Source organism: Micromonospora sp. SD12 (assembly GCF_052068495.1).
In the GTDB taxonomy this organism is placed as follows: domain Bacteria; phylum Actinomycetota; class Actinomycetes; order Mycobacteriales; family Micromonosporaceae; genus Micromonospora; species Micromonospora echinofusca.
Genome location: NZ_JBQHDF010000007.1, coordinates 279,786 through 294,407 on the forward strand (window position 1 = coordinate 279,786; position 14,622 = coordinate 294,407).

The following is a 14,622-nucleotide window of genomic DNA, read 5'->3' on the forward strand; positions in this document are numbered from 1 at the left end:
CAAGGGTAGCCGTCCCACGCGTTCCGGGGTTGTCCGGAGCCGGGTCGTACGCTGCTGGTCGTGGAGACGACGGCGCGGGGCGGGGAGACGGCGCAGACCCTGGACCGGGGGCTGCGGCTGCTGCACCTGGTCGCCGACGCACCGGGCGGGCTCACCGTCACCGAGGCGGCGAACCGGCTGGGCGTCGGCCGGGCGGCGGTGTACCGGCTGGTCGGCGCGCTCGCCGCGCACGGCATGCTGCGCCGCGACGGCGAGGGCCGGCTGCGCCTCGGCGCCGGGGTGCTGCACCTGGCGCGACGGGCCCAGCCGCTGCTCGCCGAGGGGGCGCTGCCCGCGTTGCGCCGCCTCGCGGAGCAGGCCGGCGCGACCGCCCACCTGACCGTGGTCGAGGGCGGCGAGGGGGTCGCGCTGGCCGTGGTCGAGCCGAGCTGGACGTCTTTCCACGTCGCGTACCGGACGGGGGCGCGGCACCCGCTGGAGCGCGGGGCGGCGGGACGGGCCATCCTCGCCGGCCGGGCGGGCGCCGCCGGCCCGGTGAGCACCGCCGGGGAGCTCCAACCCGGGGCGTACGGCGTGGCCGCCCCGGTGCTCGGCGTGCCGGGCCTGGAGGCGAGCGTCGGGGTGGTGGCGCTGGCCCAGCTCGACGCCGAGGTGGTCGGCGCGCAGGTCCTCGCCGCGGCCACCGCCATCGCCGCCGCCCTCTCCTGAGCCGGCCGGCCCTCTACCTCCCTCGACTGGGGGGACGTCCTGCGCCTCCCGAGGGGCGGTCCTCTAGCACATCCGGCGGCCGTCGTTCCGGTTGTCCACAGGCGACGGTTCCCGGTGCGACCCCGGTTGTCCACAGGGGTGTCGGGCGGCCCCGGGCGGCGGGCACGCTGGCCGCATGCCACCTCCACCGCACCGACCAGGCGTCCTGGCCTGGCAGGTCTTCCGCGGCTCGGACGCGATCCGACAGGGCCTCATCACCGAGCACCAACTGCGCAGCTCCGCCTGGCTGCGCCTGCGCCACGACGTCTACGCCGACGCCCGGCTGGACCGGGACCACGCCCTGGCCTGCCGGGCCGCCGCCCTGCGGTTGCCGCCCGAGGCGGTCGTCGCCGGCCCCTCGGCGGCCTACCTGCACGGTGTCGAGCACGCCGCCTCGTTCGTCGACGACGTGCACGTCCTCGTCCCGAGGGCGATGCGGCTCGGCCCGCAACGGGGCCTGCGCGTGCACTCCACGGGCCCGCACCGGCAGCCCGGAAAGGCGGGTGGCGGTCCGCACCCGACGCTCCGCACGCCGGCCGAGGGCGGGGGCACGGCGGCACCCGCAACCGCCGGCCGGGACATGGCGGTCTGCGCAACCGCCGGCGGCCGGGACACGGCGGCACCCGCGACCGCCGGTGGCGGGGAGGTCGTGGTCGTACCGCCGGGCGGCGGCCTGCGCACGGCGCTGCGCGCGCCGGCCGACGGCCCGGGCACCGCGGTCCGGCCGGTTCCGGCCGGCCTGAGGGTGGCGGATCTGCGCACCGCCGGTGTGCCGGTCAGCACCGATCCGACGTCTGCGGCGTGGGAGACGGCGGTCTGGTTGGAGCCGCTTCGTGCGGTCGGCATCGTCGACTCGCTGCTGCGGCAGGGGCTGACCAGCCGCACGGCCCTCGCCGACGTCGCCACCCGCAACGCCGACCGGCCCGGCGGTCGCCGGGCCCGCTGGGTGTTCGGCCTGGCGGATCCGGGCGCCCGGTCGCCGGCCGAGTCCGAGCTGCGGGTCCGGCTGGTGCTGGCCGGGCTGCCGCGCCCCGCCGTCCGGCACCCGGTCCGGGTCGCCGCCGGGCTGGTCGTGCACGCCGACCTGGCGTGGTCGGCGTACCGCGTCGCCGTCGCCCAGGACGGGCGGCACGCCGAGGCCGATGGCGGGCGCCTCGACCGGATCGCCCGGCTGGTCGGCGCCGGCTGGCTCGTGCTGCCGGTCACCGGCAGGCGGCTGCGCCACGACTTCCCGGGTGTCCTGCGCGAGGCTCGCGCCGCGCTCGGCGCCCGGGGCTGGCGCCCGTGACCGGGGCGCCCGCGTCGGGCAACCAAATCGACCGCCCGCCGCCGGACGTGCGAGGGGCCCGGCCGAAGTCGGCCGGGCCCCTCGGGTGGTGCGTCGTTACGGGCGGGCGTTGGGCTTGAGCGGGGTCTTCACCGCCGCGTACGCGTCGACGATGCCGTAACCGTAGAAGCCGTTGAAGTTCAGCCCTCCGGCGCAGTAGGCGTCGAACTCGGCGTCCCGGCCCTCGTTGGCGTACGACTGCAGGCGCGGCTCCGGGCAGGCGCGCTCGGTCGCCGTCCGGTAGAGGTGCTGCTCCACCAGCTTCGGTGCCATCCCGAAGCCGCCGTGACGCTCCTTCTTGCCGTGCTTGCTGACGATCAGCGCGGCGACGCCGGAGGCGTGCGGGGCCGCCATCGAGGTGCCCTGCAGGTAGGTGTAGTACCCGCACTCACCGTTGGCCTTGCACTGCTTGAAGACCGTCTCCTCGAAGCCGGCGACGATGTTGCCGTCGGCGTCGACCGAGCCCTCCTCCTGGAGCACCTTCTTCGGGTACGTCGAGAGGATCATGTTGGCGTCGGTGCGGTAGGTGTCCGTGCCGAAGCCGTCGCGGAACCAGCCGCCGGGCGCCGCCACGGCGGTCCGCTCGGTGCCGTAGTTCGAGAAGTCCGACTTCTTGCCCGACGGCCCGACCGCCGACACGCTGATCACGTTGGGGCCCTCGGCGGGCAGATCCCAGCAGGTGTCGTTGTCGATCTCGCGCGGGTAGGGCGCGGTGTCACCGTAGTCCGGGCTCGACACGTCGGTCCGCGGGTCGCCCAGGTCCTCGTGGTTGTTGCCCAGCGCGCCGACCAGGGTGACGCCCCGGTTGTGGGCGAAGTTCAGGGCCCGCTTCATGGCCTTGATGATGGCCCGCTGCTCGGCCTGGTGCTCCGGGGAGTCGGCCGGGTTGGCGGTGCAGTTGTAGAGCCACGGGTCGACGTAGAAGGACATGTTGACCACGTCCAGGCCGACCTTCCCGGCGTGCAGCAGGGAGTTGACCACCGGCTCCAGGAAGAAGTAGCCGGAGTCCTGGCCGCCCTTGAGCTCGACCAGGGAGACGTTCGGGGCGACGCCGGAGAGACCGAAGCCGTTGGCCGCGGCGCCGATGGTGCCGGCCACGTGGGTGCCGTGCCCGCCGTCGTCGGTGCCGACCGGGTCGAGGCAGCTCGCCACCTCGCACTCGCCGTCGACGTCGACGATGTCCGGAGCGAAGTTGCGGGACAGCGCCCAGTTGAAGTTCGGCGCGATGTCCGGGTTGCTGGCGTCGACGCCGGTGTCCAGGACGCCGACGGTGACCCGGCGGTCGCCCGGCTCGATCTTGCGCGCCTGGTCTGCCCGGATCATCTCCAGGCCCCAGAGCTTGTCGTCCAGCGGGTCCATCTTCTTGCCGCGCTTGGCGCCGGCGCCCTTGGCAGCGGCGGCGGCCAGCAGGTGCTCCTGCTCGACCCGGTCGAGCTTGGGTTTACGGCCGATCGCCTTCTGCTCGGTGGCGCCGATCAGCGCCGACGCGGCAGTGGCCTTCGCGGCGAAGTCCGTCCGGTCGCTGGTGACCCGGAACATGCCGACCTCGTCGGACCGGGAGACCACCGTGCCGCCGGCCGAACGGATGGCGGCGATGGCCGCGTCCGCGGAGACACCGTCCTCGGCGACGACGGTGAAGGTACGGGCACTGGCCGGCACGGCACTGGCCGGCACGCTCATACCTGTCACCGCAAGTGCCAGCGCGGTCGCGGACGCGACAGCACCGGCGGTGAAGCGCTTGCTCACCACATCGGATCCTCTCGTTGAGGGACGTGGCAGCCATCAGACATCACCGGTGCGCATTCCGCCAGGGCAGCGTCGGCTATGGCGGGAATCTCGTTTTCATCCGCACTGCGGGCAGCAGGCCGGACCGTTCAGGTCGTCACGGCAGGGCGGGCTCGGTGGCGCGCGGCTCCGGGCGGTCGTCGGCACGGGGAGCGCGCAGCTCGTCGACGCGCACCAGGGCGACGCCGGCGACGATCAGTGCGCCGCCGAGCAGTTGCACCACGGCGGGCAGTTCGCCCAGCACCAGCCAGGCGATCAGGACTGCGAACATCACCTCGGTCAGCCCGACGAACGACGACAGCCGCGCGCCGAGGATCCGGGTGCCGGCGATCCCGGCGAGGTACGCGACGACGGCGGCGATCAGCGACAGCCCGACCACCGGCACCAACCAGCTGGTGCGCTGCCCGGCGAAGGTGACCTCGCCGAAGGCCACCCGCAGCGGCAGCGCACCGACCGCCCCGAGCAGCAGCAGGACGGCGGCCCCGACGGCCATGCCGCCGCTGGCCATGGCCACGGAGGGCAGTTCCTCGTCGACCCGTCCCGCGAGCACGAAGTAGCCGGCGAGGCCGACCGCCGCCCCGAGCCCCCAGAGCACGCCCACCGCGTCGAGCCGGCCGGCGCCGGTCAGGTCCAGGACGAAGAACAGGCCGGCGAGGGCGGCCACCGAGCCGGCGACGGTCAGCCGGCGGGGACGCTGCCCGTGGACCAGCCACATCCAGCCCACCACCAGGACGATGCCGAGATACTCCAGCAGCAGCGCGACACCGACCGGCAGGTAGCGCACCGCGTTGAAGAAGCAGACCTGGGCCGTCGCGACCCCGAGCAGCCCGAACACGCCGATCGCGGCGAGGTTGCGGCGCAGCACGCCCCACCTGCCGCGCAGCGACAGCGCGGCCGGGACAGCCACGATCAGCGCGGCGACGCCGACGCGGGCGATCACGGCCGCCTCGGCCGACCAGCCGGCGTCGATGAGGGACCGGGCGAAGGTGCCCGACGTGGCGAAGGTGACGGCGGAGAGCAGGGCGAGGCCGAGGCCGAGCCCGGCGGCGGGTGGCTGACGCATCGATCCACTCCCACTGTCATGAGTAAAATGCAACTTCACTCGTGACGCTAGGTCGGCCCCCCGACAGGAGTCAAGTTGCTTTTCACCCATGACACGGAATGTTCCCTGACCGCCGTGGCAGCGCTGGTGAACACCGCCGGCCGCGACGGTGAGGGCCTGCCCGACGTCGCCGCCCTGGACGCGTACTTCGTCGCCCACGCCTACAGCGGGCGGCACGAGCACACCGAGGAGGAACTGCGGGCCGTACGCGACCTCCGGCCCCGGCTGCGCCGCGTCTGGTACGCCGACACCGAGGGCATCGTCACGATCGTCAACGAACTGCTCCGCGAGTACGACGCGTTGCCCCAGCTCATCACCCACGACGACGAGCCGTACCACTTCCACGCCGTGCCGCGCGACGCGCCGCTGGCAACCCGGATGGCCGTCGAGGCCGCGATGGCGCTGGCGGACCTCGTACGCGCCGGTGAGCTGCGCCGGCTGCGGATCTGCGACCACCCGGACTGCGAGAACGTGCTCGTCGACCTGTCGAAGAACCGCTCCCGCCGGTTCTGTGACGCCGGCTGCGGTAACCGTGCCGCCGTCACCGCCTACCGCGCCCGCAGGTCCGCCTCGCGCGGTTGACGGCGACGATTCAGCGGGCCCGGCCGCGCGTCCGCTCCCCCGTGCCGATCCACCAGTCCCCCGGCGCGGTACAGGAACCACACCGGCGACAGGTGCGGCGAAACGTCCGGGCGTAGGGTGCACAGCCACACCACGCGCTCGCGGCCGAGGCGGTCCAGGACCTCCACGCCGGGCACTACCGTCACCGCCGTCGACGCCGCCGATGGAAGCGTGTCAACCGTCCCGCCCGTCGGCACGCCTGCCCCCTGCCCTGTCGAGCTGCCCCGCCCATGGGACCACTCCGCGCACACGGCCCTCGCCCGGTGCTCTACGTCGGATGGTCCGCTTTCGGGTCAGCGCTGGGACACCTGGCTGTCGGCAGGGCCGTCGGCGCCCCGGTCTCACCGGCGGGGCAGGTCGACAGCGCACACACCGCCCTCCGCGAGCGGGGACCGGACACCACCCGGCACGGCCCCCCGGGCGAGGCGAGGCGGGACGACTCAGGGGTGGGTCATCCGGAGCAGGTCGAGCGCCTCGTCGAGCTGGGTCTCGGTCAGCTTGCCCGAGTCGACGTGCCCCCGGGCGATGACCACCTCACGGATCGAGATCTGCTTGGCCAGCGCCTCCTTGGCGATGGAGGCGGCCTCGTCGTACCCGAGGTGGCGGTTGAGCGGGGTGACGATCGACGGCGAACCCTCGGCGTACGCCAGGCAGACCTCGGCGTCCGCGACCAGGCCGACCACCAGGCGGTCGGCGAAGAGCCGGCTCGACGCGGCGAGCAGGCGGACCGACTCCAGCAGGTTGCGGCCCATCACGGGGAGCATGACGTTCAGCTCGAAGTCGCCCTGGGAGCCGGCGAACCCGACGGCGGCGTCGTTGCCGATGACCTGGGCGCAGACCTGCCGCATCGCCTCGGCGACGACCGGGTTGACCTTGCCCGGCATGATCGACGAGCCGGGCTGGAGGTCGGGGATGCGCAGCTCGCGCAGCCCGGCGCGGGGGCCCGAGCCCATCCAGCGGATGTCGTTGGCGATCTTGTAGAGGCCGACGGCGATCGTGCGCAGCTGCCCGGAGGTCTCCACCAGCGCGTCCCGGGCGCCCTGCGCCTCGAAGTGGTTGCGCGCCTCGGTCAGCGGCAGCCCGGTCGAGCCGCGCAGCTTCTCGATGACCTTCGCGGCGAAGCCGAGCGGGGTGTTGATGCCGGTGCCCACCGCCGTGCCGCCCAGCGGCAGCTCGGCCAGCCGGGGCAGTGCCCCCTCCAGCCGCTCGATGCCGTAGCGGACCTGGGCGGCGTACCCGCCGAACTCCTGCCCGAGGGTCACCGGGGTGGCGTCCATCAGGTGGGTGCGCCCGGCCTTGACCACGGTCTCGAACTCCGCCGCCTTGCCCTCCAGGGCCTCCGCCAGGTGGGCCAGCGCGGGCAGCAGGTCCCGCGCGACCGCCTCGGTGGCGGCCAGGTGGATCGAGGACGGGAAGACGTCGTTGCTGGACTGCGAGGCGTTCACGTCGTCGTTCGGGTGCACGTCGCGGCCCAACTCCCGGTTGGCAAGCGTGGCGATGACCTCGTTGGTGTTCATGTTCGACGACGTGCCGGATCCGGTCTGGAACACGTCGATCGGGAACTGGTCGTCGTAGCCGCCGTCGGCCACGTGCGCGGCGGCGGCGGCGATCGCCGCCGCCACGTCCGCGTCGATCACGCCCAGTTCGCCGTTGACCTCGGCCGCCGCGCCCTTGATCTGGGCCAGCGCCCGGATCTGGGCCGGTTCGATGCCCCGGCCGGAGATCGGGAAGTTCTGCACCGCGCGCTGGGTCTGTGCCCGCCACAGCGCCTCGGTGGGCACCTCCACCTCGCCCATCGAGTCGCGTTCGATCCGGTAGCCCGTCGCCTCTGGAGTCGTCACGCGTACCATCCTGCCGCCTCGACGAGGGACTCGCAGATGATCGCCCAGTCCAGCCCGGCCCCCGCGTACGCGGCAGGGACCGGCCGGCGCGCGGGATCGGTCGAAAGTCGGGCGCCGGCACCGGGACCAGGCACTTAGGATCGTGGAAGTATTCGCACTCCATCGGAGGGTCTTCCACCTTGCACGAACAACGGGGTTCCACCGGCGTGCCCGCCGTACGCCGACGGCGCGCTCCGCGCCGGTTCCTCACCACGGGGCTCACCGCACTGCTGACCGCCACCGGGGCGGTCGTCGTCACCACCCAGCCCGCCGTCGCCGCACCGGCCCACTGGGTCCCACCGACGAGCGTGAGCTACACGGACGCGCGGCAGCAGGGCACGACCTTCACCACCACCACCGAAGCGGACGTCCCGGTCGGCACCCTGGAGACCGCCGGGGTCAAGCACACGACCAGGGCCTACCTCACGTTCGACCTGACGCCCTACCAGGGCAGGGAGATCATCGACGCCACGCTACGCACCGGGGAGTCGGCGGTCGCGGACTGCGACCGGCCGCGCGAGCTGGAGCTGTGGCGCACGGACTCGCCGGCGACCGCGCCGACCTGGGACGACGCGCCGACCGTACGGGAGAAGGTCGGCGACCTCGGTCCCACCGCTGGATGCCCGGCGGCCCACCTCGAACTGCCGCTCACGCGGACCGTGCAGCAGGCGGTCGACGCCGGGCGGGGCTCGCTCACGCTGATGATCCGGGTCCCCGGGGACCACGAGGGGAACAAGCACCACGGTCGGCGGCTGCGGACGCCGGGCATCTCGCTGACCGCGAACGCCGCGCCCGACGTACCGGGCGCCCTCACCGTCGCCGGGCGGGACTGCGCCGGCGACCAGGTGGTCGACACCGCCACGCCGACCCTCGCCGCCGAGGTCACCGACCCGGACGCGAACGGGACCGGCCTCGTCGAACAGGTGACGGCGACCTTCGCGTGGTGGCCGGTCGACCGGCCCGACGAGCGGACGGAGTGGACCTCGGGGACGTTCTCCGCGCCGCGCCGCTTCCAGTACACGGTGCCCGCCGACGCGATGGTCGACGGCGGCAGCTACGCCTTCGCGGTCCGCGCGGCCGACCAGCACGCCACCTCCGCCTGGTCGGCGGAGTGCCGGTTCGCGGTCGACACCACCAGCCCCGCCGCGCCGACGGTCAGCTCCACGGACTACCCGGCCGACGACGGCTGGTACGGCGGTCCCGGCATCCCGGGCCAGTTCACCTTCTCCGCCGGCGGCGACACCGACACGGTGCGATTCCGCTACACCGTCTCCGGGCAGCCGGCGACCGACGTGGCGGCCGACGTCCCGGGCGGCTCGGCGACCGTCACCTTCACCCCCGACCGGGACGGGCCGAGGACGCTCACCGTCGAGGCGGTGGACCTCGCGGGCAACCGCTCCACGCCCACGAGCTACGTGTTCCGGGTGCGCACCACCAGCCCGACCATCACCGACGCCAACCCGACGGCCGGCTTCGGCCAGCCGCGCACCCTGACGTTCGCGCCCCGGATGGAGGACGTCGTCGAGTACACCTACCGGCTCGACGACGGACCGGAGCAGACCGTGCCGGCGACCGCCGACGGCACGGTCACGGTCACGATCACGCCGACGAAGCCGGGCTACAACACCGTGTACATCCGCAGCCGGACGGCCGGTGACCTGCCGTCCGGCGAGGGCAGCTACCGGTTCCACCTCGCGACCAAGCCCACGGTCAGCTCGGTCGAGTACCCGATCAACAAGTTCCAGGGTGCGGTCGCCGGCACGCCGGGGACGTTCGTCCTCCAGCCCGGCATGCCCGGGGTGACGGAGTTCGTCTACTCCTTCGACGGCCGTCCGGCGCAGACGGTCGCGGCGGGCGCCGACGGGTCGGCGTCGGTGGGTTACACCCCGACGACGGCCGGGATCCACCGGGTCACCGTCTACACGCGGACCGGCGACGGGACCGTCTCGGAGACCTTCAGCGGCACCTTCTACGCCAGCCGGGCGAGCTGACGTAGGGCAACGACGAGGGGCGCCGGGCCACTGCCCGGCGCCCCTTCGCGTACGTGGGTCAGCGGCGGCCGACCGTCAGCACCGGCTTGGTGACCTCGGCGAAGAAGTCGTTGCCCTTGTCGTCGACCACGATGAAGGCCGGGAAGTCCTCCACCTGGATCTTCCAGACCGCCTCCATGCCCAGCTCCGCGTATTCCAGGACCTCCACGTGCTTGATGCAGTCCTGGGCGAGCCGGGCGGCCGGGCCGCCGATCGAGCCGAGGTAGAAGCCGCCGTGCTGCTGGCAGGAGCGGGTGACCTGGGCGGACCGGTTGCCCTTGGCGAGCATGACCTGCGAGCCGCCCGCGGCCTGGAACTTCTCCACGTACGCGTCCATCCGCCCGGCGGTGGTCGGGCCGAACGAGCCGGATGCGTAGCCCTCCGGGGTCTTGGCGGGGCCCGCGTAGTAGACGGCGTGGTCGCGCAGGTACTGCGGCATCGGCTCGCCGGCGTCCAGCCGCTCCGCGATCTTGGCGTGCGCGATGTCGCGGGCCACCACGAGCGGACCGGTCAGCGACAGCCGGGTCTTCACCGGGTACTTCGACAGCTCGGCGCGGATCTCGTCCATCGGTCGGTTGAGGTCGACACGCACCACCTCGGACGCGTCGAGCGTCTCGTCGGTGACGTCGGGCAGGTAGCGCGCCGGGTCGGTCTCGAGCCGCTCCAGCCACACGCCCGACGGGGTGATCTTGGCGACCGCCTGCCGGTCGGCCGAGCAGGAGACGGCGATCGCCACCGGGCAGGAGGCGCCGTGCCGGGGCAGCCGGACCACCCGTACGTCGTGGCAGAAGTAGCGCCCGCCGAACTGCGCGCCGATGCCGAAGTTGCGGGTGAGCTCCAGCACCTCCGCCTCCAGCTCCAGGTCCCGGAAGCCGTGCGCGCTCATCGAGCCGGAGGTGGGCAGCGCGTCCAGGTACTTGGCGCTGGCGTACTTGGCGGTCTTCAGGGCGTACTCGGCGGAGGTGCCGCCGATGACGACGGCGAGGTGGTACGGCGGGCAGGCGGCGGTGCCGATGAGCCGCAGCTTCTCCTCCAGGAACTGCATCATCCGCGTGGGGTTCAGCAGCGCCTTGGTCTCCTGGTAGAGGTAGGACTTGTTGGCCGAGCCGCCGCCCTTGGCCATGAAGAGGAACTTGTAGGCGTCGGGCTGCCCGTCGGGGTCCTCCGCGTAGAGCTCGACCTGGGCCGGCAGGTTGCTGCCCGTGTTGCGCTCCTCCCACATGGTCAGCGGGGCGAGCTGCGAGTAGCGCAGGTTGAGCCGGGTGTAGGCCTGGTAGACGCCGCGAGACAGGGCCTCGGCGTCGCTGCCGTCGGTGAGCACGTGCCGGCCGCGCTTGCCCATCACGATGGCGGTGCCGGTGTCCTGGCACATCGGCAGCACGCCGCCGGCCGCGATGTTGGCGTTGCGCAGCAGGTCGAGCGCGACGAACCGGTCGTTCGGCGAGGCCGCCGGATCGTCGATGATCGCGCGCAGCTGGGCCAGGTGCGCGGGGCGCAGGAAGTGCGCGATGTCGTGCATGGCCTCGGCCGTCAGCGCGGTGAGCGCGGTCGGCTCCACGGTGAGGAACCGGCGGCCCCCCGGCCCGTTGACGACGTCGACGCCCTCGTCGGTGACCAGGCGGTATTCCGTCTGGTCCGGACCGGTCGGCAGCAAGGGAGCGTACGAGAACGCGGCGGCACTGCTCATGAGCGGAAAGCCTAGGGCAGAAGGGTCGATCAGTCCCACCCGCCGGGTCGGTCCTGGGACGACGCTCTCACCCGGGGCAGAGCTCCCGCTTCGGGCCGCAGCTGTCCGCCGGCCCCGGCACGCTCCCCGTGCCGCCGGGGCCCGGTACGCCGCCGTCGCGCGGCGGGACGGGGGCGCCCCGCGCGCCGCCGAAGCGGACGTAGCCGATCTCCCGCCCCTCGCCGATGACCATGCCACCCGGGCCGACCGCGAGGGCGTTCGCGGAGGTGCGCAGGCTCGCCAGTTCCCGCCCGGTACGCGGTTCCAGCGCCACCAGCCGGGACGGCTTCTCGTCGGCGATCACGGCCGCGTACGGGGTGAGCGCGGCGCCGGCCTTCGCCCCGGTGGGGCGCGTCCACCGGACCCGGCCGGCGCCCAGCTCCCGGCCGACCACCGCCCGCTTGTCGGCCGTCCGGACCAGGGCGTGCCGGTCGTCGACCGCGAGCAGCCGCTCCCCGGCGTCGGTGACCAGCAGCAGCCGCCCGTCGTAGCCGTCGAGGACCGCCTCACGGGCGTCCGGGGCCACCCCGATCAGCACGTTGCGCGCCCCGTACGGGTCCTCGCGCTGCGCGCAGCCGGCGTTGTCGGCGGTCCGCAGGTTGATCCCGGCCCGCTGCCACGCCTCCTGGCCGGTCGCCGGGTCCCGCCCGGAGATGGCGAAGTAGCAGGTGCCGTCCTGGGAGCGGGCGGTGATCCGCAGCAACCGGCCGCCGACCACCGACAGCCGCTCGTCCCGGCCGGGCTCGACGTCCTGGAGCATCCGCCCGGTGGCGGTGTCGAGGACGTGCACCCGCCCGTCGATGGGGAAACCGAGCAGCGGCGGTACGGGCTCCGGGCCGGCCACCTCGTCGTCGATCCGGACGGCGTCGAGGCGGCGGGTGTCGAGCAGCCCGGGGTTGTCGCCGAGCAGGCCGCTGCGCACCCCCGGCACGAAGGCCGTCCAGAGGGGGGCGGTGCCGCGCGGGTCCCAGGCGCTCACCGTGCAGTCGGTGGCGTCGACGCAGCGGGCGTCGAGCAGCATGTTGCGGTACGTCCAGACGGCCACCGCGTCGCCGTCGCGCCGCCGCGTGGCGCCGGTCGTCGGGTCTAGCACCTCGTACCCCTTGACCAGCAGCTTGCCCACGACGACGACCGGGTCCCGGTCGCCGCCGGCCACCGCGGACCAGTCGGCCTTGCGCTCCCACAGCTGGGCGCCCGTGGCCAGGCTGCGGGCCTCCACGCGGGTGCGCTGCTCGACCACGACGGTCTCGCCGGCGATGGTCACGCTGCGCGGGGTGCCGCCGACGCGTTGCTGCCAGACCACGTCGGGCTCGGAGATCGGCTCGCTGCGGTCGACCCAGTCCCACACCGCGGGGAACGGGTTCCACACCCCGGTCGCGGCGAGCGCGACGACCGCGGCGAGCGCGAGCAGCAGCCCACCACGCCACCCACCGAGGCCGCCCGCCTTCGCCACACGCACACCGTAGCGACGACCGCCGCGCGCCCGCCCTCCCGCGCCGCCGTGTCGCCGCCCTTTCTCGCGTGCCCGAGGGCGTACGGGAGGGCCTTCGGCCCGCTGCTCACCGCTGGACGGCGGAGCGCACCAGGGGAAGGGTGCGGTAGGGGATCTGCTCGGCCAGGGCGATGATCGTCGAGGCGCGGCGGATGCCCTCGTACGAGACGATCTGGTCGATCACCCGCTGGAGGTCGGTGTTCGAGCGGGCAACGATCCGGCAGAGCAGGTCGCTGGAGCCGGTGATGGTGTGCGCCTCCAGCACCTCCGGGATCGCGCCCAGGTGCGCGGCGACCCGGTCGTGCCCGTGCCGCTGGCTGATCTCCAGCGTGACGAAGCTGGTCACCCCGAACCCGATCGCCGCCGGGGTGATCTCCGGCCCGAACCCGGAGATGACGCCGCGCTCGGCGAGCTTGTCCAGCCGGGCCTGCACGGTGCCCCGGGCGACCCCGAGGCGCCGGGACGACTCCAGCACCCCGATCCGCGGCTCCTCCGCGAGCAGTTCGATCAACCGCGCATCGAGAGCGTCGAGCTGCACAACCTGACCAGCACTCATACGGTTGCACCCTACTTAATGCGCAACCTGACCAGGCACAGGCACGACAGTTGCCCAGTGCGGCCCTTCACCGCGATCCTCGCCACAGAGCCACGGCACACGACCGACGGCGGCGGCCACGAGGCCGACCGGAACTTGAGGGAGACCGCGATGACCCAGGCGATCGACCGACCCCAGGCAACCGAAGACGTCGACGTCGACGTGCTCGTCGGCGCCGTCGACCACGACATCAGCCGCGACCCGTTCCCCGTCAAGGGCCTCGACCACGTGCACTTCCTCGTGGGCAACGCCAAGCAGGCCGCGCACTACTACTCCACCGCGTTCGGCATGACCTGCGTGGCGTACCGGGGCCCGGAGCAGGGCTACCGCGACCACGCCCAGTACGTGCTGACCAGCGGCTCGGCCCGGTTCGTACTCACCGGCGCGGTCCGCCCGGACGCCGACGGCGCCGAGCACGTGACGAAGCACAGCGACGGCGTCTCCGACATCGCGCTGGAGGTGCCGGACGTCGACGCCGCGTACGCGCACGCCACCGCGCAGGGCGCCACCGGCCTGGTCGAGCCGCACGACGTCAGCGACGAACACGGCACCGTCCGGCTGGCCGCCATCGCGGCGTACGGCGACACCCGGCACACCCTGGTCGACCGGTCCCGCTACACCGGCCCGTTCCTGCCCGGGTTCGTGGCCCGCAAGCCGATCGTGGACCGGCAGCCGATGATCGACGCCGGCCTCCAGCCGAAGCGCTTCTTCCAGGCCGTGGACCACGTGGTCGGCAACGTCGAGCTGGGCCGCATGGACGAGTGGGTCGAGTTCTACAAGCGCGTCATGGGCTTCTCGAACATGGCCGAGTTCATCGGCGACGACATCGCCACCGACTACTCGGCGCTGATGAGCAAGGTCGTCGCCAACGGCACCCGCAAGGTGAAGTTCCCGCTCAACGAGCCGGCGATCGCCCGCAAGAAGTCGCAGATCGACGAGTACCTGGAGTTCTACCAGGGCCCGGGCGCCCAGCACATCGCCGTGGCCACCAACGACATCCTGGCCAGCGTCGACGCGATGCGTGCCGCCGGCGTCGAGTTCCTGGACACCCCGGACTCGTACTACGACGACCCGGAGCTGCGCGCCCGGATCGGCCAGGTACGGGTGCCGATCGAGGAGTTGAAGGCCCGCAAGATCCTGGTGGACCGGGACGAGGACGGCTACCTGCTCCAGATCTTCACCAAGCCGGTGCAGGACCGCCCGACGGTCTTCTTCGAGCTGATCGAGCGGCACGGCTCGCTCGGCTTCGGCAAGGGCAACTTCAAGGCGCTCTTCGAGGCCATCGAGCGGGAGCAGGAAGCGCGCGGCAACCTGTAA

Annotated in this window: 11 protein-coding genes; 5 read left to right on the forward strand and 6 right to left on the reverse strand. The window is 73.3% G+C overall.

Translation table 11 applies throughout. The annotated features are described in order from the left end of the window. Positions 1-60: 60 nt before the first annotated feature. Positions 61-708: an IclR family transcriptional regulator gene (locus tag ACTMS2_RS17005; protein WP_089003149.1), complete on the forward strand. Its 648-nt coding sequence runs from the start codon at positions 61-63 to the stop codon at positions 706-708. A gap of 175 nt (positions 709-883) precedes the next feature. Next, positions 884-2,035, forward strand: a complete 1,152-nt coding sequence (locus ACTMS2_RS17010; RefSeq protein WP_441176225.1) for a hypothetical protein — start codon at positions 884-886, stop codon at positions 2,033-2,035. A gap of 96 nt (positions 2,036-2,131) precedes the next feature. Here ACTMS2_RS17010 and ACTMS2_RS17015 read toward each other — a convergent pair whose 3' ends face one another. Then, positions 2,132-3,820 carry a S8 family serine peptidase gene (locus tag ACTMS2_RS17015; RefSeq protein ID WP_441176226.1) on the reverse strand — a complete coding sequence of 563 codons (1,689 nt, stop codon included), beginning with the start codon at positions 3,818-3,820 and terminating at the stop codon, positions 2,132-2,134. Positions 3,821-3,956: 136 nt separating this feature from the next. Next, the gene (locus ACTMS2_RS17020) at positions 3,957-4,922 is read right to left on the reverse strand and encodes an EamA family transporter (protein ID WP_441176227.1); all 966 of its coding nucleotides are present in this window, start codon (positions 4,920-4,922) and stop codon (positions 3,957-3,959) included. A gap of 75 nt (positions 4,923-4,997) precedes the next feature. On the opposite strand from ACTMS2_RS17020, the gene ACTMS2_RS17025 reads away from it, so the two are divergent. Then, positions 4,998-5,543: a CGNR zinc finger domain-containing protein gene (locus tag ACTMS2_RS17025; RefSeq protein WP_441176228.1), complete on the forward strand. Its 546-nt coding sequence runs from the start codon at positions 4,998-5,000 to the stop codon at positions 5,541-5,543. Positions 5,544-6,022: 479 nt separating this feature from the next. Here the strand turns inward: ACTMS2_RS17025 and ACTMS2_RS17030 are convergent, their stop codons facing one another. Then, positions 6,023-7,432 (reverse strand): class II fumarate hydratase, encoded by a 1,410-nt coding sequence (locus tag ACTMS2_RS17030; protein WP_441176229.1) that lies wholly within the window; start codon positions 7,430-7,432, stop codon positions 6,023-6,025. A gap of 170 nt (positions 7,433-7,602) precedes the next feature. Here ACTMS2_RS17030 and ACTMS2_RS17035 point away from each other — a divergent pair, with 170 nt between their 5' ends. Continuing rightward, positions 7,603-9,453, forward strand: coding sequence for a hypothetical protein (locus ACTMS2_RS17035; protein ID WP_441176230.1), 1,851 nt, complete (start codon positions 7,603-7,605; stop codon positions 9,451-9,453). A gap of 58 nt (positions 9,454-9,511) precedes the next feature. On the opposite strand, the gene ACTMS2_RS17040 is transcribed toward ACTMS2_RS17035, so the two are convergent. The 3 genes from ACTMS2_RS17040 to ACTMS2_RS17050 all read right to left on the reverse strand — a co-directional run bounded on the left by ACTMS2_RS17040 (position 9,512) and on the right by ACTMS2_RS17050 (position 13,266). After that, positions 9,512-11,179 (reverse strand): fumarate hydratase, encoded by a 1,668-nt coding sequence (locus ACTMS2_RS17040; protein WP_441176231.1) that lies wholly within the window; start codon positions 11,177-11,179, stop codon positions 9,512-9,514. 67 nt (positions 11,180-11,246) lie between these two features. Beyond that, on the reverse strand, positions 11,247-12,671 hold the full coding sequence (locus tag ACTMS2_RS17045) for an outer membrane protein assembly factor BamB family protein (RefSeq protein WP_441176232.1): 1,425 nt from the start codon (positions 12,669-12,671) through the stop codon (positions 11,247-11,249). 106 nt (positions 12,672-12,777) lie between these two features. After that, positions 12,778-13,266 carry an Lrp/AsnC family transcriptional regulator gene (locus tag ACTMS2_RS17050; RefSeq protein WP_441176233.1) on the reverse strand — a complete coding sequence of 163 codons (489 nt, stop codon included), beginning with the start codon at positions 13,264-13,266 and terminating at the stop codon, positions 12,778-12,780. Between the two features lie 150 nt (positions 13,267-13,416). Between ACTMS2_RS17050 and hppD the strand changes: the two genes are divergently transcribed. Then, positions 13,417-14,622, forward strand: a complete 1,206-nt coding sequence (hppD, locus tag ACTMS2_RS17055; protein WP_441176234.1) for a 4-hydroxyphenylpyruvate dioxygenase — start codon at positions 13,417-13,419, stop codon at positions 14,620-14,622.